The organism is Catenulispora sp. MAP12-49 (assembly GCF_041262705.1).
Classification (GTDB): Bacteria; Actinomycetota; Actinomycetes; order Streptomycetales; family Catenulisporaceae; genus Catenulispora.
The window spans coordinates 61,289-84,423 of the sequence record NZ_JBGCCP010000027.1 but is presented as its reverse complement, the minus strand read 5'-3'; the positions used below and the strand labels follow the sequence as shown (position 1 = coordinate 84,423).

23 protein-coding genes are annotated in these 23,135 nt (G+C 70.3%); 11 read left to right on the top strand and 12 right to left on the bottom strand.

Annotated features, from left to right (window positions below; all coding sequences use genetic code 11):
- Positions 1-10 precede the first annotated feature (10 nt).
- Complete coding sequence (mltG, locus tag ABIA35_RS35995) at positions 11-1,282, bottom strand: endolytic transglycosylase MltG (protein WP_370360916.1); 1,272 nt, start codon at positions 1,280-1,282, stop codon at positions 11-13.
- Positions 1,283-1,296: 14 nt separating this feature from the next.
- Positions 1,297-1,818, bottom strand: a complete 522-nt coding sequence (locus ABIA35_RS35990; RefSeq protein ID WP_370346217.1) for a SigE family RNA polymerase sigma factor — start codon at positions 1,816-1,818, stop codon at positions 1,297-1,299.
- Positions 1,819-2,045: 227 nt separating this feature from the next.
- Here ABIA35_RS35990 and ABIA35_RS35985 point away from each other — a divergent pair, with 227 nt between their 5' ends.
- Positions 2,046-2,654 carry a TetR/AcrR family transcriptional regulator gene (locus ABIA35_RS35985; protein ID WP_370346215.1) on the top strand — a complete coding sequence of 203 codons (609 nt, stop codon included), beginning with the start codon at positions 2,046-2,048 and terminating at the stop codon, positions 2,652-2,654.
- On the opposite strand, the gene ABIA35_RS35980 is transcribed toward ABIA35_RS35985, so the two are convergent.
- Positions 2,643-3,824, bottom strand: coding sequence for a hypothetical protein (locus ABIA35_RS35980; RefSeq protein WP_370360915.1), 1,182 nt, complete (start codon positions 3,822-3,824; stop codon positions 2,643-2,645). The two genes, ABIA35_RS35985 and ABIA35_RS35980, sit on opposite strands and share 12 nt — an antisense overlap.
- A 129-nt stretch (positions 3,825-3,953) precedes the next feature.
- Between ABIA35_RS35980 and ABIA35_RS35975 the strand changes: the two genes are divergently transcribed.
- Together ABIA35_RS35975 and gap are read left to right on the top strand one after the other, a co-directional pair.
- Entirely contained in the window at positions 3,954-4,946 is a 993-nt protein-coding gene (locus ABIA35_RS35975) for a GlxA family transcriptional regulator (RefSeq protein ID WP_370346211.1), read from the top strand.
- A gap of 146 nt (positions 4,947-5,092) precedes the next feature.
- A complete protein-coding gene (gene gap, locus ABIA35_RS35970; protein ID WP_370346209.1) occupies positions 5,093-6,088 on the top strand; it encodes a type I glyceraldehyde-3-phosphate dehydrogenase in 996 nt (331 codons plus the stop codon).
- A gap of 31 nt (positions 6,089-6,119) precedes the next feature.
- Here the strand turns inward: gap and ABIA35_RS35965 are convergent, their stop codons facing one another.
- Positions 6,120-6,674, bottom strand: a complete 555-nt coding sequence (locus ABIA35_RS35965; RefSeq protein ID WP_370346207.1) for a TetR/AcrR family transcriptional regulator — start codon at positions 6,672-6,674, stop codon at positions 6,120-6,122.
- Positions 6,675-6,822: 148 nt separating this feature from the next.
- Between ABIA35_RS35965 and ABIA35_RS35960 the strand changes: the two genes are divergently transcribed.
- Positions 6,823-7,239 (top strand): hypothetical protein, encoded by a 417-nt coding sequence (locus ABIA35_RS35960; protein ID WP_370346205.1) that lies wholly within the window; start codon positions 6,823-6,825, stop codon positions 7,237-7,239.
- Positions 7,240-7,294: 55 nt separating this feature from the next.
- Entirely contained in the window at positions 7,295-8,071 is a 777-nt protein-coding gene (locus ABIA35_RS35955) for an aminotransferase class IV (RefSeq protein ID WP_370360914.1), read from the top strand.
- On the opposite strand, the gene ABIA35_RS35950 is transcribed toward ABIA35_RS35955, so the two are convergent.
- Complete coding sequence (locus ABIA35_RS35950; protein ID WP_370360913.1) at positions 8,041-9,309, bottom strand: MFS transporter; 1,269 nt, start codon at positions 9,307-9,309, stop codon at positions 8,041-8,043. The genes ABIA35_RS35955 and ABIA35_RS35950 overlap by 31 nt on opposite strands.
- 95 nt (positions 9,310-9,404) lie before the next feature.
- On the opposite strand from ABIA35_RS35950, the gene ABIA35_RS35945 reads away from it, so the two are divergent.
- Positions 9,405-10,379: a helix-turn-helix domain-containing protein gene (locus ABIA35_RS35945; RefSeq protein ID WP_370360912.1), complete on the top strand. Its 975-nt coding sequence runs from the start codon at positions 9,405-9,407 to the stop codon at positions 10,377-10,379.
- A 48-nt stretch (positions 10,380-10,427) separates the two neighbouring features.
- Here ABIA35_RS35945 and ABIA35_RS35940 read toward each other — a convergent pair whose 3' ends face one another.
- The 3 genes from ABIA35_RS35940 to ABIA35_RS35930 all read right to left on the bottom strand — a co-directional run bounded on the left by ABIA35_RS35940 (position 10,428) and on the right by ABIA35_RS35930 (position 12,112).
- On the bottom strand, positions 10,428-10,616 hold the full coding sequence (locus ABIA35_RS35940) for a hypothetical protein (protein ID WP_370360911.1): 189 nt from the start codon (positions 10,614-10,616) through the stop codon (positions 10,428-10,430).
- Positions 10,617-10,713: 97 nt separating this feature from the next.
- Positions 10,714-11,478: a hypothetical protein gene (locus tag ABIA35_RS35935; RefSeq protein ID WP_370360910.1), complete on the bottom strand. Its 765-nt coding sequence runs from the start codon at positions 11,476-11,478 to the stop codon at positions 10,714-10,716.
- Positions 11,479-11,482: 4 nt separating this feature from the next.
- The gene (locus ABIA35_RS35930) at positions 11,483-12,112 is read right to left on the bottom strand and encodes a TetR/AcrR family transcriptional regulator C-terminal domain-containing protein (RefSeq protein WP_370360909.1); all 630 of its coding nucleotides are present in this window, start codon (positions 12,110-12,112) and stop codon (positions 11,483-11,485) included.
- 101 nt (positions 12,113-12,213) lie between these two features.
- Between ABIA35_RS35930 and ABIA35_RS35925 the strand changes: the two genes are divergently transcribed.
- Positions 12,214-13,749 carry an FAD-dependent monooxygenase gene (locus ABIA35_RS35925; RefSeq protein ID WP_370360908.1) on the top strand — a complete coding sequence of 512 codons (1,536 nt, stop codon included), beginning with the start codon at positions 12,214-12,216 and terminating at the stop codon, positions 13,747-13,749.
- Positions 13,750-14,120: 371 nt separating this feature from the next.
- Entirely contained in the window at positions 14,121-15,755 is a 1,635-nt protein-coding gene (locus tag ABIA35_RS35920) for a lectin (RefSeq protein ID WP_370360907.1), read from the top strand.
- Positions 15,756-15,842: 87 nt separating this feature from the next.
- Here the strand turns inward: ABIA35_RS35920 and ABIA35_RS35915 are convergent, their stop codons facing one another.
- From ABIA35_RS35915 to ABIA35_RS35900, 4 genes are all read right to left on the bottom strand, one after another.
- A complete protein-coding gene (locus tag ABIA35_RS35915; RefSeq protein ID WP_370346187.1) occupies positions 15,843-17,270 on the bottom strand; it encodes a WGR domain-containing protein in 1,428 nt (475 codons plus the stop codon).
- Positions 17,267-17,914, bottom strand: a complete 648-nt coding sequence (locus ABIA35_RS35910) for a hypothetical protein (protein WP_370360906.1) — start codon at positions 17,912-17,914, stop codon at positions 17,267-17,269. The genes ABIA35_RS35915 and ABIA35_RS35910 overlap by 4 nt, the downstream gene beginning before the upstream one ends.
- Positions 17,915-17,946: 32 nt before the next feature.
- Positions 17,947-19,449, bottom strand: coding sequence for a hypothetical protein (locus tag ABIA35_RS35905; protein ID WP_370360905.1), 1,503 nt, complete (start codon positions 19,447-19,449; stop codon positions 17,947-17,949).
- Between the two features lie 62 nt (positions 19,450-19,511).
- Complete coding sequence (locus ABIA35_RS35900; RefSeq protein WP_370360904.1) at positions 19,512-21,614, bottom strand: hypothetical protein; 2,103 nt, start codon at positions 21,612-21,614, stop codon at positions 19,512-19,514.
- 153 nt (positions 21,615-21,767) lie between these two features.
- Between ABIA35_RS35900 and ABIA35_RS35895 the strand changes: the two genes are divergently transcribed.
- The 3 genes from ABIA35_RS35895 to ABIA35_RS35885 all read left to right on the top strand — a co-directional run bounded on the left by ABIA35_RS35895 (position 21,768) and on the right by ABIA35_RS35885 (position 22,886).
- Positions 21,768-22,196, top strand: a complete 429-nt coding sequence (locus ABIA35_RS35895; RefSeq protein WP_370360903.1) for an uL11 family ribosomal protein — start codon at positions 21,768-21,770, stop codon at positions 22,194-22,196.
- 28 nt (positions 22,197-22,224) lie between these two features.
- Positions 22,225-22,686, top strand: coding sequence for an enoyl-CoA hydratase-related protein (locus ABIA35_RS35890; RefSeq protein WP_370346177.1), 462 nt, complete (start codon positions 22,225-22,227; stop codon positions 22,684-22,686).
- Between the two features lie 71 nt (positions 22,687-22,757).
- The gene (locus ABIA35_RS35885; RefSeq protein WP_370346175.1) at positions 22,758-22,886 is read left to right on the top strand and encodes a hypothetical protein; all 129 of its coding nucleotides are present in this window, start codon (positions 22,758-22,760) and stop codon (positions 22,884-22,886) included.
- Positions 22,887-23,135: the final 249 nt, after the last annotated feature.

Here is a 23,135-nt window from a genome sequence, read left to right as displayed (position 1 = left end):
CTCCTGATTCCTACTGCCCGGAGCAGACCTTGTCACGCTCCGCCGGCTGGCTCTTCTTGAAGAACTGGATGCCGCCCTTGGTGGTGCACCAGTAGTAGACGCCGTCGTGCGACGGTGCCAGGGCCGCCTGGATCATGGCGTCCGAAGGGATGGACACCGGCGTCGGGGGCAGACCGTGGTGCGGCGCGTAGGTCGAGTACGGGTTGCTCGGGTCCTGGACCTGGGCCGCGGTCGGGAGCCGGCCGGCCGGGAGATGGCCGATGTAGTACAGCGCGGTGGAGTCCACAGTCAGGTAGTCGTTGGACTTCAGACGCGAGTACATGCCCTCGGCCATGTGGTCGCCGTTATACAGGTCGGGGCCGCCCTGGTTCTCGCTCTCGGCGATCGAGGCGACGGTCAGGACCTGCTCCGGCGTGCACTTGGCGGGGCCGCAGTCCAGGAAACCCGCCTGGGTCACGAAGTTGATGCTCTTGAGGAAGTCCATCCGATTCGCGACCATCTGCCGCAGCATGCTCTGCGGCGTGTCGGCGGAGGTGATCGTGTACGTGCCCGGCTCCAGCATCCCCTCGACCGTGAACTTGTGGGTGGTCGAGTCGACCGACCACGCCGGCAGCCCGATCGTGTTCTGCGCGATGGCCGTGTCGAAGTCGGCCTGCTTCCACTTGCGCTTGTCGATCAGGCTGGCGATGACGTCCTTGGCCCACTCGTGGGGCTGGACGATGACCACCGAGGCGTCCGACAGGTTCGACCGCTTCGAAAGCTCCACCACCGCGTTGGAGCCGGACATCCGCGGACAGATCACGTAGGTGCCCGGCGGGATGTCGGTCCGGCTCTGATCCTGCTTCACCGCGTCGAGATACGCCTGCGCGTTCTGCACGACTCCGGCGATGACCAACGCGTCCGCGATCTGCTGATTGGTCGCACCGCGCGGGACGTCCACCGGCACCTTCTCGCTCACCGCGCAGTCGCCCCCGGCGGTGTAGTCGGCCGCGGCCGTGTTGTCGGGACCGGAGGCGGTGTTCTTGGCGGGTTTGACGACGCCGACGCCGGCGCTCTGGGAGGGCGAGTGCACGCCGTAGAGCCCGAACACCGCGCCGCCGGTCACCGCGAGCGCGGTGCTCGCGCCGAGCACGGTCCGCCGCCTCTGCCTGGCCGCCTTCAGGTGCCGCTTGGTGATCCCGACCGGATCGGTGTGGTCCGGGTGCCGCGCGGCGCGGTTGTGAAGCATGCTGGAGACCTCTTCCTCGAACCCGCCGAAGCCTCCGGGTTCCTCGTCGATCATGGCTGACTCCTCCTCTATCGAATCGAGACGTCGGCCCGGGACTCGGACAGCGCCTCGCGCATCCGCACCAGTCCGCGCGAGGCCTGGCTCTTCACCGTCCCGAGCGACTTGCCCAGCAGCGCCGCGGTCTCGGCCTCCGAGAGGTCCTCGTAGTAACGCAGGACGACCACGGCGCGCATGCCCGCGGGCAGCGTCGCCAGGGCGCGCCACAGTTCGTCCTCGCGATCCACCGCGGCGTGGCCGTCGTGCTCGTCCGGCCGGTCCGGCGGCTCCCAGGCGACGTGCGTCCGGTGCCGCACCGCACGGCGCCACCAGGAGTTCGCCAGGTTGACGATGATCCGCCGCACATACACCTCGGGCTGGTCGGCACGCTCGATGCGCCGCCAGTTGCGGTGGGCGCGGATCAGCGCGTCCTGAACGAAGTCCTCGGCGTGCCCGTGATCCCCGGCCAGCAGGTACGCGGTGCGCACCAGAGCCTGCCGGCGGCTCGCCACGAACTCCCAGAACGCCTGCTCCTCATGCTCGGTGAGCGCCATTCGGCGGCACCTCGCTCTCCTTTTCCTCGCCCCGCGCACCGGCTCCCCCGGCACGCTCACTGGGTAGAGCCTCGGAGCGGCGTGGAAGTTGAGAGCCGGCGCCGGGTTTTTCGGCCGAGCACATACCAAGTGGAGACACCGCACCGGCTGCGCCAGAATGGTCCCCGACGAGCGGCAGGGACTTCGGCCTCCCCCGGTCGGGCACATCAGCATCCTGAGGAGACCCCATGAGCACCCCCAAGGCGGCGGAGCCGCGGCCGATGCGCGCCGACGCGCGGCGGAACTACGAGCGGCTGCTGACCGCCGCCCGGGTGGCCTTCGCCGAGCACGGCACGGACTTCTCGCTGGAGGACGTCGCCCGCCGCGCCGGAGTGGGCATCGGCACCCTGTACCGCCACTTCCCGACCCGGGACCAGCTGGCCGACGCGGTGTTCTCCGAGGAGTACGAGAAGCTCACGGCGATCGCCCGCGAACTGGCCACGGCCGAACCTCCCGGCCAGGCCCTGATGACGTGGCTGCACACGTTCATGGTGCACAACGCCTCGACGCCGGGGATCTTCAGGTCGCTGATGCACGCCCTGAAGAGCGACGAGACCACCAGGCTGCACGGCCGGCTGATGGAGCTGCGGGAGGCCGGACAGGCTCTGACCGAGCGCGCCATCGCCTCCGGCGAGGTGCGGGCGGACGCGGACTACTCGGACGTGGCGATGATCGTGTGCTGCGTGGCCCGGACCGCCCAGGACGCGGGCTGGCCGGCCGAGCGGCGGGATCAGATGTTCGCGGTCATCCGTGACGGGTTGCGGCCCGTGGCCTCGGGCATGCTGTCAGAAGCCTGAGTCGCTCAGCGAACCCGAGCCGCCGTCGGCAAGCCGCATCATCAGCTCGGCCACCGCGGCGGTGTCCCCGCCGACCGCGCCGCCGATGGCCGGGTAGATCTCGATGCCGGGCCGGCCCTCCGCCGTGAGCACACCCGGGCACAGCACCGGGTCGTAGTCGTATCCGTAGCGGCAGGCGAGGCCGGGGATGAAGGTCGCGAACATTTCGCCGACGGTCAGCGCCGTCCCGTGCCGGGCGAGGAACGATTCGATCAGGTACGCGCCCGGCAGCGCGGCGAGTCTCGCGGCGGTGGCCCGGTCCCATTCCGCGATGAGCTCCGCGCCGCGTCCATCCGCGACCAGACCGACCACGTCGACCGGAGTCGCCTCGCGCTCCAGCAGGTGCCCGGCCCCCTCGATGACGTCCTGACAGCCCACCTCGTAGTCGAAGCCGATGGCGTCGTCCGGGTCCACATCGATGGCTGCCACCAGTGTGTCGTTGTCGTCCTCGGGCAGGGCCGCGATGAGCGGGACGCACTCCGCCGGGATCAGCGGGTTCACCGCCGGCTTGGAGTTGACGGCCCAGTCGGGGACCGGCTGGGCCGCGACGCGCAGCCAGTTAGAGTAAAGGTCTTGGAGCGGCTCAGAACCGACAACCAGGTAGCGCGGGGCGTAATCCACGAAGTGCTCGGTGAGCGCCCGGGCATGGATGAGCGCGGCTTGAGCCCGCTCCTGGGATCCCGCCATCGCCGCGGCCGCCCGATCGGCATAGCGTGCGAGGTCCGAGCGGGCCTCGGCGCTGCCGTCGAGAAACCGCCGATAGCGACGGCCCATCGCTGTTTGCGGGCCGAAAAAGTCCAGGCTGCCCTGGATCCGATCTGTGCTGCGGACGAGTGCGTCGGCGAGCGCCGGATGCGGCTGCCCCAGCGACGCCATGCAGTGGGCCAGCACCGTTTTGAGCTCGACGATCGACAGTCCCAGTACGAACGGCGCACCTACATACAGCGTCAGATCCTCTGGTGTGTCCCCGGAAATGGCGACCTCGGCGTAGGGGCTCACCAGAAGCTGCGCCGGCGCGTCGACGCGGATCGCGCGGGCGATCCCGGCGACCAGGTCTGCCAGCGGGGCGGTCTCCGGCCTGTCGGCCGGGACGCCGAGCAGCCCCTTGTCCATGTAGTACGCGGTCGCCAAGAGCCGCTTCAGACGAAACCGTCCCAGGCCACCCGCCGGTTGACGCTTCTCAGCCACAGCTCCCCCACTGGTCTCAGCTCCCGCACCATACACCGCAGGGCTCGGCGCGGCGGCGATAGCCTGGCGGTCATGGCCGACCGAGAGGTTCCCGACGCGGACGGGACCGCGCCGCCTGCGCGCCTGCGCCGCATCGCGGTCCTGGTCCTGGAAGGCGCCAAGCCGCTGGACGTCGGCATCCCGGCGCAGGTGTTCACGACCCGCGCCAGCATGCCGTACGAGGTCCGGGTCTGCGGCGCGGCGCCGGGCCTGGTGACCGGCGGCGACGGTCTGGCCTACCACGTGGCGCACGGTCTGGAGGCGCTGGCGTGGGCCGACATCGCCTTCATCCCCGGCTACCGCAATCCCGACCGGGACGAGCCGCCGCCGGCCGTGGTCGAGGCGCTGCTCGCCGCGCACCGCCGGGGCGTGCGGCTGGCCGCGATCTCCACCGGGGCCTTCGCCCTGGCGGCCACCGGCCTGCTGGACGGCAAGCGCGCGACGACGCACTGGCACTACACGCGCATCCTGGCCCAGCGGCATCCGGCGATCCGCGTCGACGAGAACGTCCTGTTCGTCGACGAAGGCAGCGTCCTGACCTCGGCCGGCGCCGCCTCGGGCATCGACCTGTGCCTGCACATCCTGCGCGGCGACCTCGGGGTGTCCGCGGCGAACCACGCGGCGCGGCGGCTGGTCGCGGCGCCCTACCGCAGCGGCGGCCAGGCGCAGTACGTGCCGCGCAGCGTGCCCGAACCGCTCGGCGAGCGCTTCGCCGCCACCCGCGAGTGGGCCCTGCATCGGCTCGGCGACCCGCTCAGCCTGGAAAGCCTCGCCGAGCACGCGGCGGTCTCCCCGCGCACGTTCTCGCGGCGCTTCATCGAGGACACCGGCTACACGCCGATGCAGTGGGTCACGCGTGCCCGCGTCGACCTGGCGCGCGAGCTGCTGGAGCGCTCGCAGCGCAGCATCGAGCAGATCGCGAACGACGTCGGGCTCGGCACCGGCACGAATCTGCGCTCGCACTTCCAGCGCGTCCTCGGCACGACGCCGAGCGAGTACCGGCGGACGTTCACCCGGGGCGAGTAGCCGGGGCGCTGCGAGTGGCCAGGTCGCTGCGAGATAGCCAGGTCACCCTGGCGCGATCCTTGCGAACAATGGCGACCACGCCACTGCCACCGCGTTCGGGCGGAAGCCAGACTCGTGATGACTGAGAAACCGAAAGGACATCACCCATGACTCGCATCGCCGTCAACGGCTTCGGCCGCATCGGCCGCAACGTGCTCCGCGCCCTGCTGGAGCGGGGCAGCGACCTGGAGGTCGTCGCGGTCAACGACCTCACCGACCCCACCGCGCTGGCCCGGCTCCTGGCCTTCGACACCACCGCCGGGCGCCTGGGCCGCCCGGTGCGGGTCGACGGCAACGTCCTGGTCGTCGACGAGCAGCGGATCACCGTGCTCGCCGAGCGCGAGCCGGCGCAGCTGCCGTGGGCCGACCTCGGCGTGGACATCGTGCTGGAGGCCACCGGCCGCTTCACCGCCGCCAAGGCCGCGAGCGCCCACCTGGACGCCGGCGCGCGGAAGGTCCTGGTCAGCGCGCCGTCCGACGGCGCCGACGTGACCCTGGCCTACGGCGTCAACACAGAGGCCTACGACCCGGCCGCGCACACCGTCGTCTCCAACGCGTCCTGCACCACCAACGCGCTGGCGCCGCTGGCCGCCGTCCTGGACGACCTGGCCGGCATCGAGCACGGCTTCATGACCACCGTGCACGCCTACACGCAGGAGCAGAACCTCCAGGACGGTCCGCACCGCGACCCGCGCCGGGCCCGCGCCGCCGCGGTCAACATCGTGCCGACGACCACCGGCGCGGCCAAGGCCATCGGCCTGGTGCTGCCGCGACTGGCGGGCAAACTGTCCGGCGACTCGATCCGGGTGCCGGTCCCGGTCGGCTCGATCGTGGAGCTGAACACCACGGTCGAGCGCGACGTGACCCGCGAGGACGTGCTGACCGCCTACCGCGAGGCCGCCGGGGGCCGGCTCGCCGGCATCCTGGAGTACTCCGAGGACCCGCTGGTCTCCTCCGACATCGTCGGCAACCCTGCGTCGTCGATCTTCGACTCGGCGCTGACCCGCGTCGAGGGGCGGCACGTGAAGGTGGTCGCCTGGTACGACAACGAGTACGGGTTCTCCAACCGGGTGGTCGACACGCTGGAGCTGCTCGCGCGCTGATCCGGGCCCCGGGGGGGGGAGGCCGGGCGGCTCAGGAATCCACCAGAGCCCGAGCCGCCCGCGCCGCGGCGTCGAAGGGCTCGATGTCGCCGACAGCGCGGCAGACCACCTGCGCGCCCTCCAGCATGCTGATCAGCAGCGCCGCGGTGTCTGCCGCCTTCTTCCGGGACAGTCCCGCATCAGCGAGCCTGCCGGCAAGCTCCTGCAACCACGCGGTGAAGGCGACCCCGGCGGTGCGGCACAGTTCCCCGTCATCCGTGGAGCCGACGCTGGCCGCCGCGACCGCGCAGCTGTAGCCGCCGATGGACGCCTGCACCACGGGCCGCACCGCCGTCACGAAGGCTTCGAGCACCGAGCCCGGATCGGCGCCGTCCAAGTCCCCGAGCGTGCCGCGCACGCGCTCGCCGAAGCGGGCCGTGGCCTCGGCGACCAACTGGCCCTTGCCCTGCGGGAAGTGGTGGTAGATCGCTCCGCGCGCGGCGCCGCTGGCCTGCAATACCTCGGTGAACGACATGCCGGCCACGCCGTGCCGGCTCAGGGCGTCGACGGTCGCGTCGATCATGCGGTCGCGGGTGTCGGGGGCCATGGTCCGCCTTTCTGCTTTCGCCTTCTCGTTGCGCCTTCTCGTTGCGCCTTCACTGTGCCTTCTCACTTGACTAGTACGCACATCCTAGACGAGACTGGCGACCAGGAGCTAGTACGCACGTACTAGCTAGTTCGAGAGGGGAACAGCCATGCCCATCACCGTGACCGCACCGCGCGGCGTCCTGACGCCGGCCGGCGAGCGCGAGATCCTGCCGCGCCTGACCGAGGCCCTCATCGAGGTCTCCGGGCTGGCCGGCAACGCCTTCTTCACGGCCGTCGTCGGCGGCACCGTGCACATCCTGGACCCGGAGAACGTCTACGCCGGCGGGGTCAGCTGGCCGGTCGTCATGGTCGAGCTCAAGCTGCCGAACATCGGCCTGGCCGAGCAGCCGGCGCGCGCCGCGTTCATCGCCGCGGCCACCGACATCGTCGCCGGCCTGGCCCGGCCCGACCACCGGCGCGAGGACATCTGGGTCAACATCCTGAACGCCCCGGACGGCGCCTGGGGCCTGGGCGGCAAGGCCTACACCAACGAGGCGCTGATCGCCGCGATCGCCGGCGCGTAGGGCCCCGGCCGGACCGGTCGCGGAACGTCCGCGCCGCGCTGGCTACCCTGAGCAGATGCCCCGCATCGAGATCGACGGCCGGACCCCGGACCCGGACCTCCTGGCGACCGCGCTGCTCAACCAGTACGGCCATTTCACGGCGATGCAGGTTCGAGGCCGCAGGGCCCGCGGCCTCGACCTGCATCTGGCGCGGCTGAGTTCGGCGACCGCGGAGGTGTTCGGGACCGGCCTGGACACCGATCTCGTACGGCGCCATCTGCGCGGCTCCCTCACCGAGGAGTACGCCGACAGCGCCGTCCGCATCCAGGTGCTCCAGTTGGACCCGGGCGGCGCGCCGTCGATCGTCGTCCTGCTGCGGCCGCCGGTCGACATGCCGCGCGCCCCGCAACGGCTGCGCAGCGTGCGCCACCTGCGGCCGCTGGCCAACATCAAGCAGGTCGGCGGCAGTTTCGGCCAGAGCTACCACGGACGCGCCGCCCGGACCGCGGGCTTCGACGACGCGCTGCTGACCGCCGACGACGGCGCCGTCAGCGAGACCAGCATCGCCAACATCGGCTTCTTCGACGGCTCGGCGATCACTTGGCCGGACGGCCCGGCGTTGGAGGGCATCACGAAGCAGCTGCTGCGACGCCACGGCCCCGCGGCTGGTCTAACCTCGAAAGCCGGTCGGGTGACGCTCGATGAAGTGCCGGCTTATCGGGCCGCGTTCGTCGCGAATTCCCAAGGCATCGCACCGGTGTCGGCGATCGACGACATCCCGCTGCGGGTCGACGACGACCTCATGTCAGCGCTCTACAACGTCTACGAATCAGCCCCCTGGGATGCCATTTGAGGCACCTCGTCTACGGAGGCTCGCACCGCGTGCGGCAGGCACCGCACCGTCTTGAACGCCAGCGGGAAGAAGGCCGCGCCGAGATAGATGAGGCCCGCGATCTCAGCGACCCGGAAGCCGCCGAACGCCGCGGCGAGCGGCCCGACACTGAGCTGCCCGATCGGGATCGCCCCGTAGGAGAGCAGGTCGTCGAACGAGCACACGCGCGACAACGCGTGCGCCGGCACGTGTTCCTGCAGCGAGGTGTCCCAGCTGACGCTCGCGACCGCTGAGCCCAGTCCCGCGACGAAGGCGGCAGCGATCAGGAAGGGCGCGTGCAGTCCCGCGCCGAGGACCAGCAAGGGCAGTGAGCACAGCGAGCTCGCGAGCTGCCCGAAGGCCAGGAAGCGCCGGATCGTCAGCCGGGTGAGCAGCGTGCTCATCACCAGCAGCCCGACGCCGCGGGCGCTGAGGACGAAGCCCCAGGCCGCCACGCCGCTGGTCTTCTTGGTCAGGTCCGGGCCGAGGATCTGCCAGGTCCCGGTCTGCACCAGGTTCATCAGGCAGAACGTCGCCGAGACCGTCCAGATCCAGCGGAACCCGACGAACTGGCCCCAGCCCTCGCGGATGTCGGCGACGATGCCCGTCCTCTCGGTCTTCTTCGGATGGCTGGTCGAGGACAACAGCCGCAGGCAGACCGCCGCGAACAGGTACGTCGCCGCGTCGAAGGCGATGGCCGAGCCGCCGCCGATCGCCACGACCAGGACCCCGGACAGACTCGGCCCGAAGATCTTCGCGGCGTTGCGCATCGAGCTCAGCAGCGCGTTGGCCTGCTGGATCTGGTGCGGCTCGACGAGCTCGGGCAGGAACCCGCGCAGCGCCGGCGTGGTGAAGCCGGCCAGAACGCCGTTGAGCAGTTCGAGCAGGGCCACCGGCACGAGCGAGAAGTGCCCGGTGAGCAGCAACACCGCGACCGCGCCCTGAGTCAGGCCCGAGCCGAGGTTCGCCCAGACCAGCACGGTGCGCCGGGCGAACCGATCGGCCGTGGCGCCGCCGACGAGCAGGAACACCAGCATCGGGATCATGTGCGCGGTGAGCACCACGCCGAGGTCGGTGGCCTTGTCGTGGGAGGCGTTGAGCACGGCGAAGGCCAGCGCCACCGGCGCCATCGAGGTGCCGAGCAGGGACACGGTCTGGCCGGTGAAGAACCAGCGGAAGTCGGGGCGGACCAGGAGCAGCTTGACGCGGTTCTCGGGCATGGGCGGCAGTTGCGGCATGGGTGGCGTGGGCGGCATGGCCGGCAGTGGACCGCGCCCGGGCCGTGGGAGGCTAACCCTTCGGATGGAGGCGAAAGATGACTCTCCTGCGCTTGTCCCCGCGCGCCTTGTCCCGATCGCGTTTCGCGCTCTCGCCGATGGCCGAGACGCTGGGGGCGTTGCGCGTGCTGGCCAACCCCTGCCGCGACCCGTGGCTCGCGTCCTGGCACGCGCGGCACTCGGGGCCGTTCCGGGCGCGGGTGGCGGCGGACCGGTTCACCGCCGGGCTGGTCGGGCTGCTCACCACCACGGGATGGCTGCCCGACATCGTCGCCCAGCCGCCGCCCGGCGGCCTGCGGACGAAGATGGCGCAGGAACTCGATCTCGCACGCCGGTTCTCCGACACCGAGGTCCGCACGCAGCTCACAGAGAGCGACCGGCATTCCGAAACGCCCACCGGCCTGGACTGGCTGGAGGGGACGAACTGGGCCGACCGCGGCGCGGCACTGATGGGGGCGGTCTGGCAGGACCACATCCTGCCGGACTGGCCGCGTCGCAGGGCCCTGCTGGAGCGCGAGGTGACCTATCGCGCGGGGCTGGTGGCGGTCTACGGATGGTCCAACGCTTTGGGCTCGATGAGCCGCCGCAGCTCCTGGGTGGGCGAGGACGCGATCCGGTTCAGCAACCGGCCACAGGCGGACCGGATCGTCGGCGCCGAGGGCATGCTGTTCGTACCGGTGACGCTCACCCGCGGCACCTGGCTCTGCGAGGTACCACCCGACACCTACGCGCTGGTCTACCCAGCACGCGGGGCCGCTGAACGAGCCGGCGGCCCGGCGCCGGACCGGGTCCGCGCACTGGAGCGGCTGATCGGCGCGGTACGCGCCCGCATCCTGCTGGAGCTGGCCCGACCGGCGACCACAACCGAGCTCGCGACGCTGCTCGCGGTCTCGTTGGGCACCGCCGGCGGCCACATCGCGGTACTGCGCGACATGGGACTGATCGAGGGGACGCGGGTCGGGCGGCGCGTGGTCTATCGGCGTACTGATGACGGGGATCGGCTCGCCGGCTGAGCTGGCTCTCCGCGCTACCGCTGGCGCTGTTGTGGCGACTTCGCCGACCTACCCGCGGGACACCCGAAACTGCACGAGCAGGTCGTAACCGAGCACGAACGCCAGCGCGGCGAGGTTCGCCACGATGAGGCCCCAGCCGTGGGCGTTGATCACGTTCGAGACGATCACGGCGACGAGCGGGGTGTTGCCGCCCCCCGGCGCCTGGTTCGGGTCGGGAGTGTTGTCGATAGTAGGCATCGCGGTGTCCTTCCTGGAACAGTGTTTCGCTGTTGGAAGGAGAGTGGCGCGGCCCGATTCCGAAGGAATTCGCGTGCGCGTTGGTTCGGAGGAATCCTCAGGATTCGTGCTCGGCGTTCGGTGGGGCAGTCCGGATCGCCAGGAAGTCCTTGTGGAGAGTGTCACGCGACGGCTTCGACGGCTGTCGGCCGAGCCTGGTGGTCCGCAGCTGGCGGAAGGTGCCGCCGGCGGTGCGCTCAGAGTTGTCGAAGTCCCGCCGGATCATCGCCACAGTGGCCTGTGGGAAGCGCTCAAGGACTTCGCGAAGTACGTCCTGCCGGATCTGCTTATCGACCGGGGTCCGGCGCTGCGCGCCGCCGGCATAGGGCATCGACAGATTCCGTCCGCCGGCCTGGGCGCGGACGCGGGTGCGGATCCGGTCAGCGTTGATCGCCGCGCGTTCGCCGCGGCCGTCACGAGCCACGCCGCCACGGCCGTCGCGGTGGATCGCGGAGACCCCGGGGACCTGGAGCTTCGCGGCCAGCTCAGGCGCCGGATCGTCCCAGGGGATCGAGTGGCCGGCTCGCGAAAGCAGGAGCAGTTCACCGACAGCGACCCGATCGCCGTCCCACTCCGGATCCAGAGGAACTCCGGCTGCGATGAGGTCGAGCATGGCGAATTCGACGACAGCCCGGAAGCCGCTAACGTGTTCGTCGACGACCGCGCGCTCGGCCGGCGTCAGCAGCCAAGCCTGCGGGTTGATCGCATACTGCTGCTCATTGCCGAAGAGTTCATCGAACGATTTCACCCACCCAGTGTGACTTGCCGATTCGGAGTCCAGGCCGCCGCCACGAGGCGTGGCCGCTGACTCGCCAGCCACCACCGAGCTACCGCTGCCGCTGTTCCAACTCCGCGCGCAGGCCGGCCACGATCGCCCGCAAGCCGTACTCGAAGATGGCGTCGGGATCCGGGGCCACCTCGGCCGCCGCGGTCAGATTCGGGTACTGCGACAGGTCCGGCATCCCGTTCTCCGGCGCGAGCTCGGCGCGTTCGGCATCTGCCGCGCGGCCGCGCGAGCCTTCGCGTTCCAGCGCTGATCCGGTCACGTAGGCGCTGATCGCCAGTAGGCCGCGCAGGCCTTCCTGCGGGGTGAAGCCGGCGGCGGACAGGACCTCGAGCATGGCCTCCAGCCTCGGGTAGAGGTCCTCGGTCGGGCGGGTGCGGGCCGCCAGGCGGGCGCCGTCGCGGTGCTTGTTCAGGCCGTGGTAGAGCAGCCGGGTGCGCTCGATGAGCCAGTCGTCCCAGGCCTGGCCGGCGCGGGGGACGCGCAGTTCCTCGGTGCCCATCGCGACGAGCATGTGGTCCAGCAGTTCCTGCTTGTTCTTGAAGTGCCAGTAGAGCGCCGGGGCCTGGACGTCGAGGTCCTTGGCCAGCCGGCGCATGGACAGCCCGTCGAGCCCGACCTCGTCCAGCAGCGCGATCGCGGCCTCGACGATGGCTTCGCGTTCCAGCTTCACCCGGGCTCCGTTTCCTCCTCGCCGCGACCTGCGGTGTTGACAGCTTAACAGCGTTCAGGGCACCCTTAACACTGTTAAGTTTAACGCTGTTAAGGAGGCGGATGATGCGCATCGTCATCGTCGGGGGCGGACCGGTGGGCCTGATGGCCGCGTGCGAGCTGCGGCTGTACGGCATCGAGACCGTGGTGCTGGAACGCCGGGAGGACATCGACCCCACCATCAAGGCCGGCGGCATCCAGGCCCGGGGCGTGGCCGCGCTGGACCGGCGCGGGCTGGCCGACCGCGTGCGCGCGGCCGGTGGCGACTGGATGCGCAACATGGTGTCGCTGATGCAGCAGCACGGCATACGCGGCCACTTCTCCGGCCTGTTCGTGCTGCGCGAGAGCGACTACGGCGACGACCCGATGCTGCCGGTGCGGCAGCAGGCCCTGGAGGCGGTGCTGAACGAGCGCGCGCTGGAACTGGGCGTCGAGGTGCGGCGCGGACAGGCGGTGCGCCAATGGAGTCAGGACCCTGACGGTGTGACCGTGACCGTCACCGATACGGACGACCCCGACGGCGAGTCCTACGACCTGCGCGCCGACTGGCTGATCGGCGCCGACGGCGGCCGCTCGGCGGTGCGCAAGGGCGGCGCGTTCGCCTTCCCCGGCACCGACGGCGTCATCACCGGCTACCAGGCCGTCGTCGACCTCGACGACCCCGACTTCCTGCCCCTGGGCTGGACCCGCCGCCCGAACGGCATGGTGGTGAACGGCCCGACGCCGGGCCGGATCCTCATCGTCGGCTTCGACGGCCCGCCCGCCGACCGCGACGCCCCGGTCACCCTGGAGGAGCTGCAAAGCGCGCTGCGGCACATCAGCGGCACCGAGGTCGGCATCCGCTCGATCAGCACCGTGACCCGCTTCACCGACAACGCCCGCCAGGCCGACACCTACCGGGACGGCCGCGTCCTGCTGGCCGGCGACGCCGCGCACGTCCACTCCCCCTTCGGCGGCCAGGGCCTGAACCTGGGCCTGGGCGACGCGGTGAACCTGGGCTGGAAGCTGGCCCTGGTGGCGCTCGGCCGCGCCCCGCACAGCCTGCTCGACACGTACACCGCCGAGCGCCACCCGGTCGCCGCGCAGGTACTGGACAACACGCGCGCGCAGGTCGCGCTCATGTACCCCGGCCCCCACACCGACGCCCTGCGCGGCATCTTCACCCGGCTGCTCGAGCAGGACGACGCCAACCGCTGGCTCACCGATCTGATCAGCGGCAACGACCTGCGGTACGACCTCGGGTCCGACCTCGACGCGATCGGCCGGTTCTGCCCGGACCTCGTGATGAGCACCGGTGGCAGCGACACGGCGCGGCTGGCCGTGCTGCAACGCTCCGGCCGGGGGCAGCTGCTCATCTTGGAGACGGAGGCAGAGACGGAGGGGGAGACGGAGGCAGAGGCGGAGGAATCGCAGGACACTGCGCAGTGGATCAAGACCGCGTCCCAGTGGGGCGATCGCGTGGAGGTGACGGTCGGAACGTGCGCCGACGCGCCATCGCGCGCGGTCCTGGTCCGTCCGGACGGATTCACCGCCTGGACCGCGGAGTCCGAGCAGCCGCTGGAGGACGCGCTCGGGCTCTGGTTCGGCGCCGCGGAATAGGATGGCTTATGACGATCGGCGCGGCAGTGGTCCGGCTCCACGTGGAAGACCTGGAAGCGGCTGTTCCATTCTACGAGACGATGACCGGAAGTACCGCTTCCCGTTTCGCACGCCGAACGGCCGCCGCGCGATCCTTCGGCGCCCGCAGGGCGGGGTCTTCGAGTACGTCGGGCGCTGAACGGATTTCGAAGCCGTCAAACGTCTTTGTTGACAGAACACGACTTCCGGAACTTAATTAGCCGGGACCCTGTACCGGGAATAGCATATCCGGGCCCTGTCTTTATGAATCCTTGACCGATTCCCGCACAATCCCGCTGTATTTTGGCCTCCGGGTACCCCACACTCAACCCCCTGATTCGAGTGAGGCCAAGATGACGCTCTCCCGACGCACCCTGCTGTCCTCAGCCCTGGCCGGCACGGCGCTGGCCGCCGCCGGCGGCTCCGAACTGTCCTCGGCGTTCGCCACGTCCCCGGCCCAGGCGTCCCCGGCCGCCTCGGCGGCCGGGGACGTGGTCGGCAAGATCACCGTCGGCTACCAGGGCTGGTTCGCCTGTATCGGGGACGGGGCGCCGATCGACGCGTGGTGGCACTGGAGCCAGAACGAGTCGCAGGCTCCGTCGCCGAGCAACGAGAACATCAAGGCCTGGCCCGACATGAGCATCTACAGCGCGGGATACAAGACCGGATACGCCAATCTGGGCAACGGTTCCGCGCCGACGCTGTTCTCGTCCTACGACCAGTCCACCGTCAACGCCCAGTTCTCGCTGATGCAGCAGAACGGCTGCGACACCGCCGCGCTCCAGCGCTTCGACCCGAACGGCAGCGAAGGCCCGACCCGCAACGCCGTCACCGCGAAGGTGAACACCGCCGCGCAGCAGTACGGCCGGAAGTTCTACATCATGTACGACGCCTCCGGCTGGACGAACATGAAGACCGAGATGCCCGCCGACTGGACGAACGTGATGTCGCAGTACGCGTCCTCGCCGGCGTACGCGCACCAGAACGGCAAGCCGGTCGTCGGCATCTGGGGCTTCGGCTTCAACGACGCGAACCACCCCTGGTCGGCCGCCGACTGCCTGTCGGTCGTGCAGTGGTTCCAGAGCCAGGGCTGCTACGTGATGGGCGGCATCCCGACCTACTGGCGCACCGGCGTCAACGACTCGCGGTCCGGCTACCTCAACGTCTACTCCGCGTTCAACATGATCTCGCCGTGGATGGTCGGACGCATCGGCTCGGCGGCGGACTCGAACAACTTCTATACGAACGTCAACGTCGGCGACCAGTCCTACTGCAACTCCCACGGCATCGACTACCAGCCCTGCGTCCTGCCCGGCGACCTGTCGGCCCGCCAGCGCGCGCACGGCGACTTCATGTGGGCGCAGTTCTACAACATGGTGCGCGTCGGCGCCCAGGGGATCTACATCTCCATGTTCGACGAGTACGGCGAGGGCAACCAGATCCTCAACACCGCCCCGACGCAGGCCGCCGTCCCGACCAACTCCGGGCTGCTGTCCCTGGACGAGGACGGCACGGCGTGCAGCGCGGACTACTACCTGCGGCTGACCAACGACGGCGGCCGGATGCTCAAGGGCCAGATCGCGCTCACCGCCACGCGTCCCACCGCGCCGGTGCTCAACGGCGGTGGCGGGGGCGGCGGTGGGACCGGCTGCGGCCAGATGGCCGCGAACCAGCAGATCACCGTGAACCAGTCGGCCCTCTCCTGCGACGGCCGGTTCAAGCTGATCCTGCAGGGCGACGGCAACCTCGTGCTCTACCAGGGCAGCACGCCGCTGTGGGCCTCGAACACCGTGGGGCAGGCCAGTGCCAACGCCATCATGCAGGGCGACGGCAACTTCGTGGTCTACGACGGCAGCGGCAAGCCGCTGTGGGCCAGCAACACGGCCGGGAACAGCGGCGCGTACCTGAGCGTGCAGAACGACGGCAACACCGTCATCTTCAGTGCAAGCGGCGCGACGTTGTGGAGTACCGGGACCGGCGGGCACTGAGCGCCACTGAGCGCCCCGAGCGCCACCGCGCGCCCCCGAGCTCTGCGGGGCTTGGAGCCCCGAGCCCCGCAGAGCAGACCACCCCGGTCAAACCAGCCGCTTGATCTCGCCGCGCACGCGGTAGAACCCGCGGCTGGCCTCGTGGATCTCCTCGACCACGTAGCGCGCGCCCACCACCCGCATGTCGCGGGGGAACTGCACGTTCCAGCCGGTCTGGAAGCCGCCGCCGACGACCCGCACCCGGACGCGGCCGTGGTCGTCGATGCACTCCACGATCGTGCCGGAGCCGACGGAACTGGTCGTGGCGACCACGGTCGTGGGCGTCGCGACCGGCATCGCCGCGCTCGCCTTCACGTCCAGGACCGTCGGCACGACGCCGCCCTGCGCGGCCGTGATCGCCGACTCGGTGGCGTCGATGCAGGCGAGCGAGCCGTCGGTGGTGACGACGTATAGCCGGCCGTCGCGGTACTGCATCGACAGCGCCGAGCCGCAGCCGGTGCCGAGCTTCCACAGGCGCTTGCCGTCGGCGGCGAAGCAGTACACGGAGGACGCGCTGTCCCCGGCGAAGACGTAGCGGCCGTCCGGGGCGGTCGCGCAGGAGTAGACGGCGGTGTCGCAGCGGTACTCAGCGACCGGCCGGCCGTCCGCCTTGGCGATCTTGTGCACGACATGGCGCCCGGTACCGGCATAGACGTGGTCTGATTCCTGCCATCCGAACAGCACATTGCCCGGCGTCTTGGTGTTCCACAGCTCCCGGCCGCCGTCAGCGGCGTAGGCGGTGACACCGGCGCTGTGCCCGTGGTAGACCGCCTCAGCGTCGCTGCGCACCATCCAAGCGCCGGTGCCCGAGCTGTTGCGCGACCACTGGTGCTCCTCCTCGTGGTCGATGACGACCAGGCGCCCGCCGGCATCGGAGACCGCCAGCACACCCTCGTGGATGTCCAGCCAGTAGATGTCGACGTCCTGGTCGATGCGGTAGGCGGCGTGCGGGATCTTGCCGGACAGGTCGTAGACGGAGCCGTCGTCGCAGCCCGCGTAGATCCAGAAGTCGTCGGCCACCAGGCACTTGACCCCCTCCGGCAACTGGAACCGGGACAACACCTGCCCGTCGTGCCCGAGGCTGTAGACATCGCCGGACTGGTTGCCCACCCAACAACGGTCGCCATCGATGTGGATCCCGAACGCACTGGAGGCGGTCCGGAACCGCCACAACACCGGAGCCGTCGCCCGCGCCGTCGACGGAGCCGACGAGACCGCACGCCGAGTGATACTCCGTGCCGCGCGGATGCCCATCACCGAAGGCGCGTACCCCTTGCGCACCTTCTCGCCGATCTTCTTGGCCGCGGCCGCCTCGGCCTTCTCGACCGTCGGGAACGTCGAGGTCTGCCGCGAACCATCGGTGCCTATCCGGCCGTAGCGGATGTCGACGGTGGTGCCGGTGACCGTCACCTCGTAGAACTTATGAGCGCTGCCGCTGTCCTCGGACAGCTCCAGATAGGTCGTCCCCTGAGTCATGGCGATGAAGGTACAGCCCTCGGCCGACAAGGGTGGTCGGCGGACTCGGACCGGAGCCTGGTCCATGTGCGGAAGGTGAGATCCACCGAAAGGCGTCCGTCGAACAACAGCCCGTCTTCGAGGCGTTTGTTGGCCTCGACTCGGATGCCCGCGGGCCAACCGGGGTCGAAAAGCACCCTCTGGCCGCCGCTGAAGGTCATCTCCGCGAGGCGGATGACGCCGCGCTGCGGGCCGGACTCGTTGTCGATCGCACAGCGCACCTGCAAGCATTGCGCTTCCAGCTGCTCGCCGAAGTAGGTGTAGCCGACATCGAGGACACCGACTTTGTCCATGTCCCCCCAGTCCTCGCCGTACGCCTCCCAGACAGGAGCCTGGACGACGGCGAAGTCGATGGTGCCGCCGTTGACGCCCGTCGAGAGTTTGAGCAGTCCGTTGCCGGATTCAAGGTAGACCGGCGTCGACATCGGGCAGAACCGCCGGAACCCGGCAGCGTCGTCGAGAAACGAGCCCTCGAACAGCAGACCCCCGAAGACCGCGGTCTCCAGGAATCCGACCAGTCCATCCCACCCGAGCGCACTCATGCGGCCATCCTGCACGAAAGCGGCGCCGCGATCCCGCCAGGAGGATCGCGACGCCGCCGTCAACAAACCGAGCGGCCTTCAGCCCGGGCCGGGGCTCACGCCAGTGACGGTCCCGCTGTCGAGTTCAGCCATTCCCAGCCGGACCAGGTGCTGAAGCCGGTCTGCCACTTGTGGTAGATGCCGGCGGTGCTGGAGGCGAACACCTCCTCGTGGCCGTCCTGGTTGTTCGCGGCCTCGACCTCGGTGCCGCCGGTGCCGAAGGTCTCCCAGGGCGACCAGGCGCCGTCGACGTCCGTCTGCCAGATGTGGGTGGCGGTGGTGGCGTTGATGGCGAAGACCTCGACGCGGCCGTCGGTCGAGATCGATGAGGACAGCTCCGAGTTGGCGGCGCCGCCGTTGGTGCCGGTCCAGTCCGACCAGGTGGTGTAGCTGGTCTCCCAGCGGTGGAACACGCCGCCGGCGTTGGAGGCGAACACCTCCAGGCGGCCGTCGGCGTCGTGGTTGACCGTCAGGCCGTCACCGCCGCCGCCGAAGTCCTCCCAGGCCGACCAGCCGCCGTTAACAGTGGTCTGATACAGGTGGCCGAAGGTGGAGTCCGACAGGGCGAACACCTCCAGGCGGCCGTCGGAGGAACGCTCCATCTGCAGCCGGGAGTCCGCCGGGCCGCCGACGCCGGCCCAGTCGGAGAAGGGGCTGTTCGGCGCGGTCTGCCAGCAGTGGAAGACCCCTGCGTCGCTGGAGGCGAAGACCTCGATGCGGCCGTCGGCGTTGGCGCCGGCCGCGATCCGGTATCCGCCGCCGCCCAGTTTGGCCCAGCTGGACCAGGCGGCGTTCGGGGCGGTCTGCCAGATGTGGTCCAGCTCGGTGCCGTTCTCCGCGAACAGCTCCAGCCGGCCGTCCTGGTTCGGGGCGATGGCCAGCTGCGCGTTGGGCAGGCCGCCCTCGTTGACCCAGTCCGACCACGTGCCGTTCGGCGAGTTCTGCCAGGAGTGCCAGATGCCGTCCGGCCCGGCCGCGAAGGTCTCCAGGCGGCCGTCGGCGTCGCGGGCCGACACGATACGGCCGGACGCATAGGGATGCGGTTGCAGGGAACTGTCTTCGACGACGTTGTTATAACGGCGCGCGCTCAGGTCGCTGTTGGCGATGCCGTCGATGTAGGCGGCATTGATGTTGCCGGACAGGTGCTGGACCGGTGTCGAGCCGAACGTGTAGTAGACGAAGTCGCCGTCGGCGTCGGTCCAGTGGTCGAAGATGAACGTGTGCTCGGTGTAGTTGATGAGGATGTCCCCGGGCAGCAGGTCGCTGCGGTCGATCGGGACTGTGAAGCTGTCCCAGAGCCCTGCGGTGTTGGGGTCGGCGTTCAGGTGCCAGGCCATGTCCACGTAGCCGGAGCAGTCCCGGCGGTAGTTGTGGTCGCCGCCGGGGCCGGGCGACCAGCCGCCCTGGTCGTAGGGCCCTGGCTGGTTGTCGACCCAGTACTGGGCCCGTGCCATGATCTCGCTGCGGCTGATCGGGCCGCCGATCGCGGAGTCGGCGGCGGCGCGGGGCGCGGTGGACAGCCCGACGCCGGTCATGGTCAGCAGCAGGCCGGCGACCACCAACAGGATTCTGATAACGCTTATCGGTTTTCTCAACATCGCTGTACTCCCTTCCGAAGTGGTCACGGGCCGACCCACGCGGCGCCGCCGAACGTTCCGTCGCCGTTCCAGGCGCTCCAGCCGCCGTTCGGCGCCGTCTGCCAGATATGGAAGATGCTCGAGCCGCCGGGGGCCAGGGCGAACACCTCCATGCGGCCGTCGGCGTTGTGGCTGACGTTCACCGTCGCCGCGGCGCCGCCGAAGGAGCCGTTCCAGGCGCCCCAGCCGGCCGACGGCGCGCTCTGCTCGCGGATCGCGATGGAGTTCCCGTCGGGACCCAGGACGAACACCGCCATACGGCCGTCCGCCTCGTGACCGACCACCGGGGTCCCGCCGACGGGACCGCCGAACTGGCCGTCGCCGTCGCCGTTCCACGCGCTCCAGCCGCCGTTCACGGCGGTCTGCCAGATGTGCGAGATCGAGCTCTTGTCCGGCGCCACGGCGAAGACTTCCATGCGGCCGTCAGCGTTCTCGCCGACGGTCACCCCGGAGGCCGGGCCACCGAAGGAGCCGTTCCACGCGCCCCAGCCCGCCGACGGCGCGGTCTGCTCGCGGATCGCGATCGCGTTCCCGTTGGGACCGAGGACGAACACCGCCATCCGGCCGTCCGCCTCGTGGCCGACGACTGGCGTTCCGCCGCAAGGGCCGCCGAAGAAGCCGTTCCCGTCACCGTTCCAGGCACTCCAGCCGGCATTCGGCGCGGTCTGCCAGATATGCGAGATCGAACTCGAATCCGGCGCCACCGCGAACAGCTCCAGCCGGCCGTCGGCGCTCTGCCCGAGGCTCACCCCTGAGGCCGCTCCCCCGAACGAAGTGTCCCAGGTGCTCCAGCCACCTTCGGGGGTCTGCCAGATGTGCATCACGCTCTGCTTGTTGGGCCCCAACACGAACAGCTCCAGGCGTCCGTCGGGATCGCGCCCGACCACCGGCAGCCCGCCGACCGCGCCGCCGAGCTTCTGCCAGGCGCCCCAGGTGCCGTTCGGCGTGGACTGGACGCGGTCGTAGATGCCCTGCTGGTCCGGCGACACCGCGAAGGCGATCATCGAGCCGTCGCCCTGCCTGCCGACCGCGGGGTTCTGCCGGCCGTCGCCGAAGTCGTCGGTGGCGGCCGGCGGCGGGGTCCCGCCGGAGGTCCACAGGTAGGTGACGGTCACCCAGCCGTTGTCGGACAGGCCGACGTCGGAGAACGTCCCGTCGGCCAGGTCGATGCCCGCGGGGTTGGCGATGGAGGAGCCGAGGTCGTCCAGGCCGCCGTTGTAGCCGTTCTGATAGGCGGCTTGCGCCTCCGGCTCCCCCTGCGGCAGGTCGGTGAACTCGGCGCGGTTCGCGTCCCAGTAGTCGTCGCGCTCGTTCCACGGCCCGACGTCCCACACCGGCGCCGTCACACACGCCGACGGACCGCAGACCTGCACCGAGTAGTCGCCCGAGCCCTGCGGCGACAGCGCGGTGCCAGACGGCAGCGCGACGAAGTGGTCGTTCGGCTGAATGACGTGGCCGTTGGCGGTCGTGCCGCCGACGAGGCCCTCGCGGGTGGCGTAGACCTGGTAAGCCAAGGGCGTGGCGGCGGGCTTCACGGTGGTGGCCACGACGCCGTTCGACGCACTCAGCGCCAGCTTGGTCACGCTCGCGCTGTCGCCGCGAGCGTCGTCCCGCAGCGTGAGCCGCGCCTGGACCTCGGTGACGGAACGCGGAAGCCGCGTCGGACCGGAGGCCGCGGCGGGCACCCACTGGGTCCACTTCCCGTTGACCCCTAGACCGCGCACGTCGGCCTGCACGTCCGAGCCGGCGGGACGGGTCGCGACGAGCGTGACAGCAACCTGATTCGCCGGAGCGGCGAGCCGGTGCTCGGGCAGCGTCTGGGAGCCGTAGCCCCGAGTGTCCTGCGCCGACGACGCGGCATGCAGGTGGCTGTCGCGGACCTGAAGGGCCCGACCGGTCCAGACGACATTGACGTCGCCGGCCCGCAGCCGCGACAGATCCTCGGTCCAGCCCGAACCGCCGCCGGCCCCGGCCTTCGGCACAGCGGCCAGGGCGCTCGGCGCGGCGGCCAGCATCCCGGTGGCCAGGGCGGCGGCGATCGCGAGCGCGGTCGCGCCGAGCCTGCGCTTGGTGAGTGTGGGTGACATGGACGCAGTGTCGCGAGCGCGCTTCACAATCAGCGCACAGCGATCGCACAAAGGATCTTGCGGCCCGGCCGCGCGCCGGCGGCCGATCCGTTTGACATTGACGTCGCGGCAATTTGTAGCGTCGCAATCCATTCGGAAGAAAGGACACCCACCATGGCGTCGAAACCCAAAACCCTCGCGGTCGTCCGGATCGAGCACGAGGGCGGCAGTGTCAATATGGCGAAGCTCGGTCAGACGGTCGGCGTGTACGGCATCAACATCGTCGCGTTGTCGAAGGATTTCAATGCGGCCACGGCTGCGCATCGGGGGCTGCGAGTGGCCGCCTATGTGACCGTGTTCGAGGACAAGACGTTCCAGGTGCAGGTCAAGACGCCGGCCACCGCGAGCCTGATCCTGCGTGCCGCCGGGGTCGCGAAGGGATCGGGGCGGCCGAATTCGCAGAAGATCGGGTCAATCTCGCAGCGGCAGCTCGCGGAGATCGCCGCTGTGAAAATGCCGGATCTGGACGCCCCGACGCCGGAGGCGGCGCAGAAGACAATCGCCGGTACGGCGCGATCAATGGGAATCCAGATCGTCGGATGACGAAGCACGCAACGGCTACACGATGCAGATGGCTGACGAACTCGCCGCCGCGTTGCGGCGCGCCGACGCCGACGACGAGGTGCGGGTGGTCGTCCTCAACGGCGCGGGCCCGACCTTCTGCGTCGGCACCGACCTGTCGCCGGCCCAGGACGGCGACCGGTCCTTCGGCGCGCAGGGCGACAACTCCGCCGCGGCCGCGATGGCTGACGGAACGTATCAGGAGCCTGCGGGGCAGGTGACGTCGGTGATGTACGCGATGGCCAAGCCGGTCATCGCCGCGGTGCACGGCGCCGCGGCCGGCGTCGGCGCGACGATGCTGCTGCCGGCCGACTTCCGGCTGGCGGCGAAGGGCACCAAGTTCGCGTTCCCGTTCACCCGGCGCGGCATCGTGCCGGAGGGCGCCTCAACGTGGTGGCTGCCCCGGATCGTGGGGCTGACGCGCGCCATGGACTGGCTCGTCTCCGGCCGCCGCCGCTGTCGGTCGCGCTGACCCGGCAGCTGGTGTATCGGCTGGCGTGGGCTGCCAGCCCGGAACCGGTGCACCGCGCGGATTCGCGGCTCGTGTACGAGACGGTGCGCGGGCCCGATGCGGCCGAGGGCGTGCTGTCGTACTTCGAGAAGCGACCGCCGATCTTCCCGACGACGGTTCCCGGCGGACTGCCGGACTATGCGTCCGAGCTGCTGAAATGACCCTCGACTCCCGCCAGAGGGCGGCGCTCACAGCCATCTGCGACACCTTCGCCGCCTGCGGAGCTAGCAGGAACGGGGCGGCGGCCAGGATGCCCAGGGCGATGACGGGGGCTGATGCGCCGAGGCCCAGGTCGCCGAGCGTCACGCTGCCGGCAAGCGGCTGGGTGCGGTGCAGGCGGTCGAGCCGGCGGTGGGCGAGGTGACGGCCGGCGCGCTGCTGATTCACGGTGTCCGGCGACCCCGGCCCCG

Excerpts from the sequence above, each read along its gene's own strand:
- mltG (WP_370360916.1), bottom strand. The coding sequence starts at position 1,282 with ATGATCGACGAGGAACCCGGAGGCTTCGGCGGGTTCGAGGAAGAGGTC.
- ABIA35_RS35990 (WP_370346217.1), bottom strand. The coding sequence starts at position 1,818 with ATGGCGCTCACCGAGCATGAGGAGCAGGCGTTCTGGGAGTTCGTGGCG.
- ABIA35_RS35985 (WP_370346215.1), top strand. The coding sequence starts at position 2,046 with ATGAGCACCCCCAAGGCGGCGGAGCCGCGGCCGATGCGCGCCGACGCG.
- ABIA35_RS35975 (WP_370346211.1), top strand. The coding sequence starts at position 3,954 with ATGGCCGACCGAGAGGTTCCCGACGCGGACGGGACCGCGCCGCCTGCG.
- gap (WP_370346209.1), top strand. The coding sequence starts at position 5,093 with ATGACTCGCATCGCCGTCAACGGCTTCGGCCGCATCGGCCGCAACGTG.
- ABIA35_RS35965 (WP_370346207.1), bottom strand. The coding sequence starts at position 6,674 with ATGGCCCCCGACACCCGCGACCGCATGATCGACGCGACCGTCGACGCC.
- ABIA35_RS35960 (WP_370346205.1), top strand. The coding sequence starts at position 6,823 with ATGCCCATCACCGTGACCGCACCGCGCGGCGTCCTGACGCCGGCCGGC.
- ABIA35_RS35955 (WP_370360914.1), top strand. The coding sequence starts at position 7,295 with ATGCCCCGCATCGAGATCGACGGCCGGACCCCGGACCCGGACCTCCTG.
- ABIA35_RS35950 (WP_370360913.1), bottom strand. The coding sequence starts at position 9,309 with ATGCCCGAGAACCGCGTCAAGCTGCTCCTGGTCCGCCCCGACTTCCGC.
- ABIA35_RS35945 (WP_370360912.1), top strand. The coding sequence starts at position 9,405 with ATGACTCTCCTGCGCTTGTCCCCGCGCGCCTTGTCCCGATCGCGTTTC.
- ABIA35_RS35940 (WP_370360911.1), bottom strand. The coding sequence starts at position 10,616 with ATGCCTACTATCGACAACACTCCCGACCCGAACCAGGCGCCGGGGGGC.
- ABIA35_RS35925 (WP_370360908.1), top strand. The coding sequence starts at position 12,214 with ATGATGCGCATCGTCATCGTCGGGGGCGGACCGGTGGGCCTGATGGCC.
- ABIA35_RS35920 (WP_370360907.1), top strand. The coding sequence starts at position 14,121 with ATGACGCTCTCCCGACGCACCCTGCTGTCCTCAGCCCTGGCCGGCACG.
- ABIA35_RS35915 (WP_370346187.1), bottom strand. The coding sequence starts at position 17,270 with ATGACTCAGGGGACGACCTATCTGGAGCTGTCCGAGGACAGCGGCAGC.
- ABIA35_RS35900 (WP_370360904.1), bottom strand. The coding sequence starts at position 21,614 with ATGTCACCCACACTCACCAAGCGCAGGCTCGGCGCGACCGCGCTCGCG.
- ABIA35_RS35895 (WP_370360903.1), top strand. The coding sequence starts at position 21,768 with ATGGCGTCGAAACCCAAAACCCTCGCGGTCGTCCGGATCGAGCACGAG.
- ABIA35_RS35890 (WP_370346177.1), top strand. The coding sequence starts at position 22,225 with ATGGCTGACGAACTCGCCGCCGCGTTGCGGCGCGCCGACGCCGACGAC.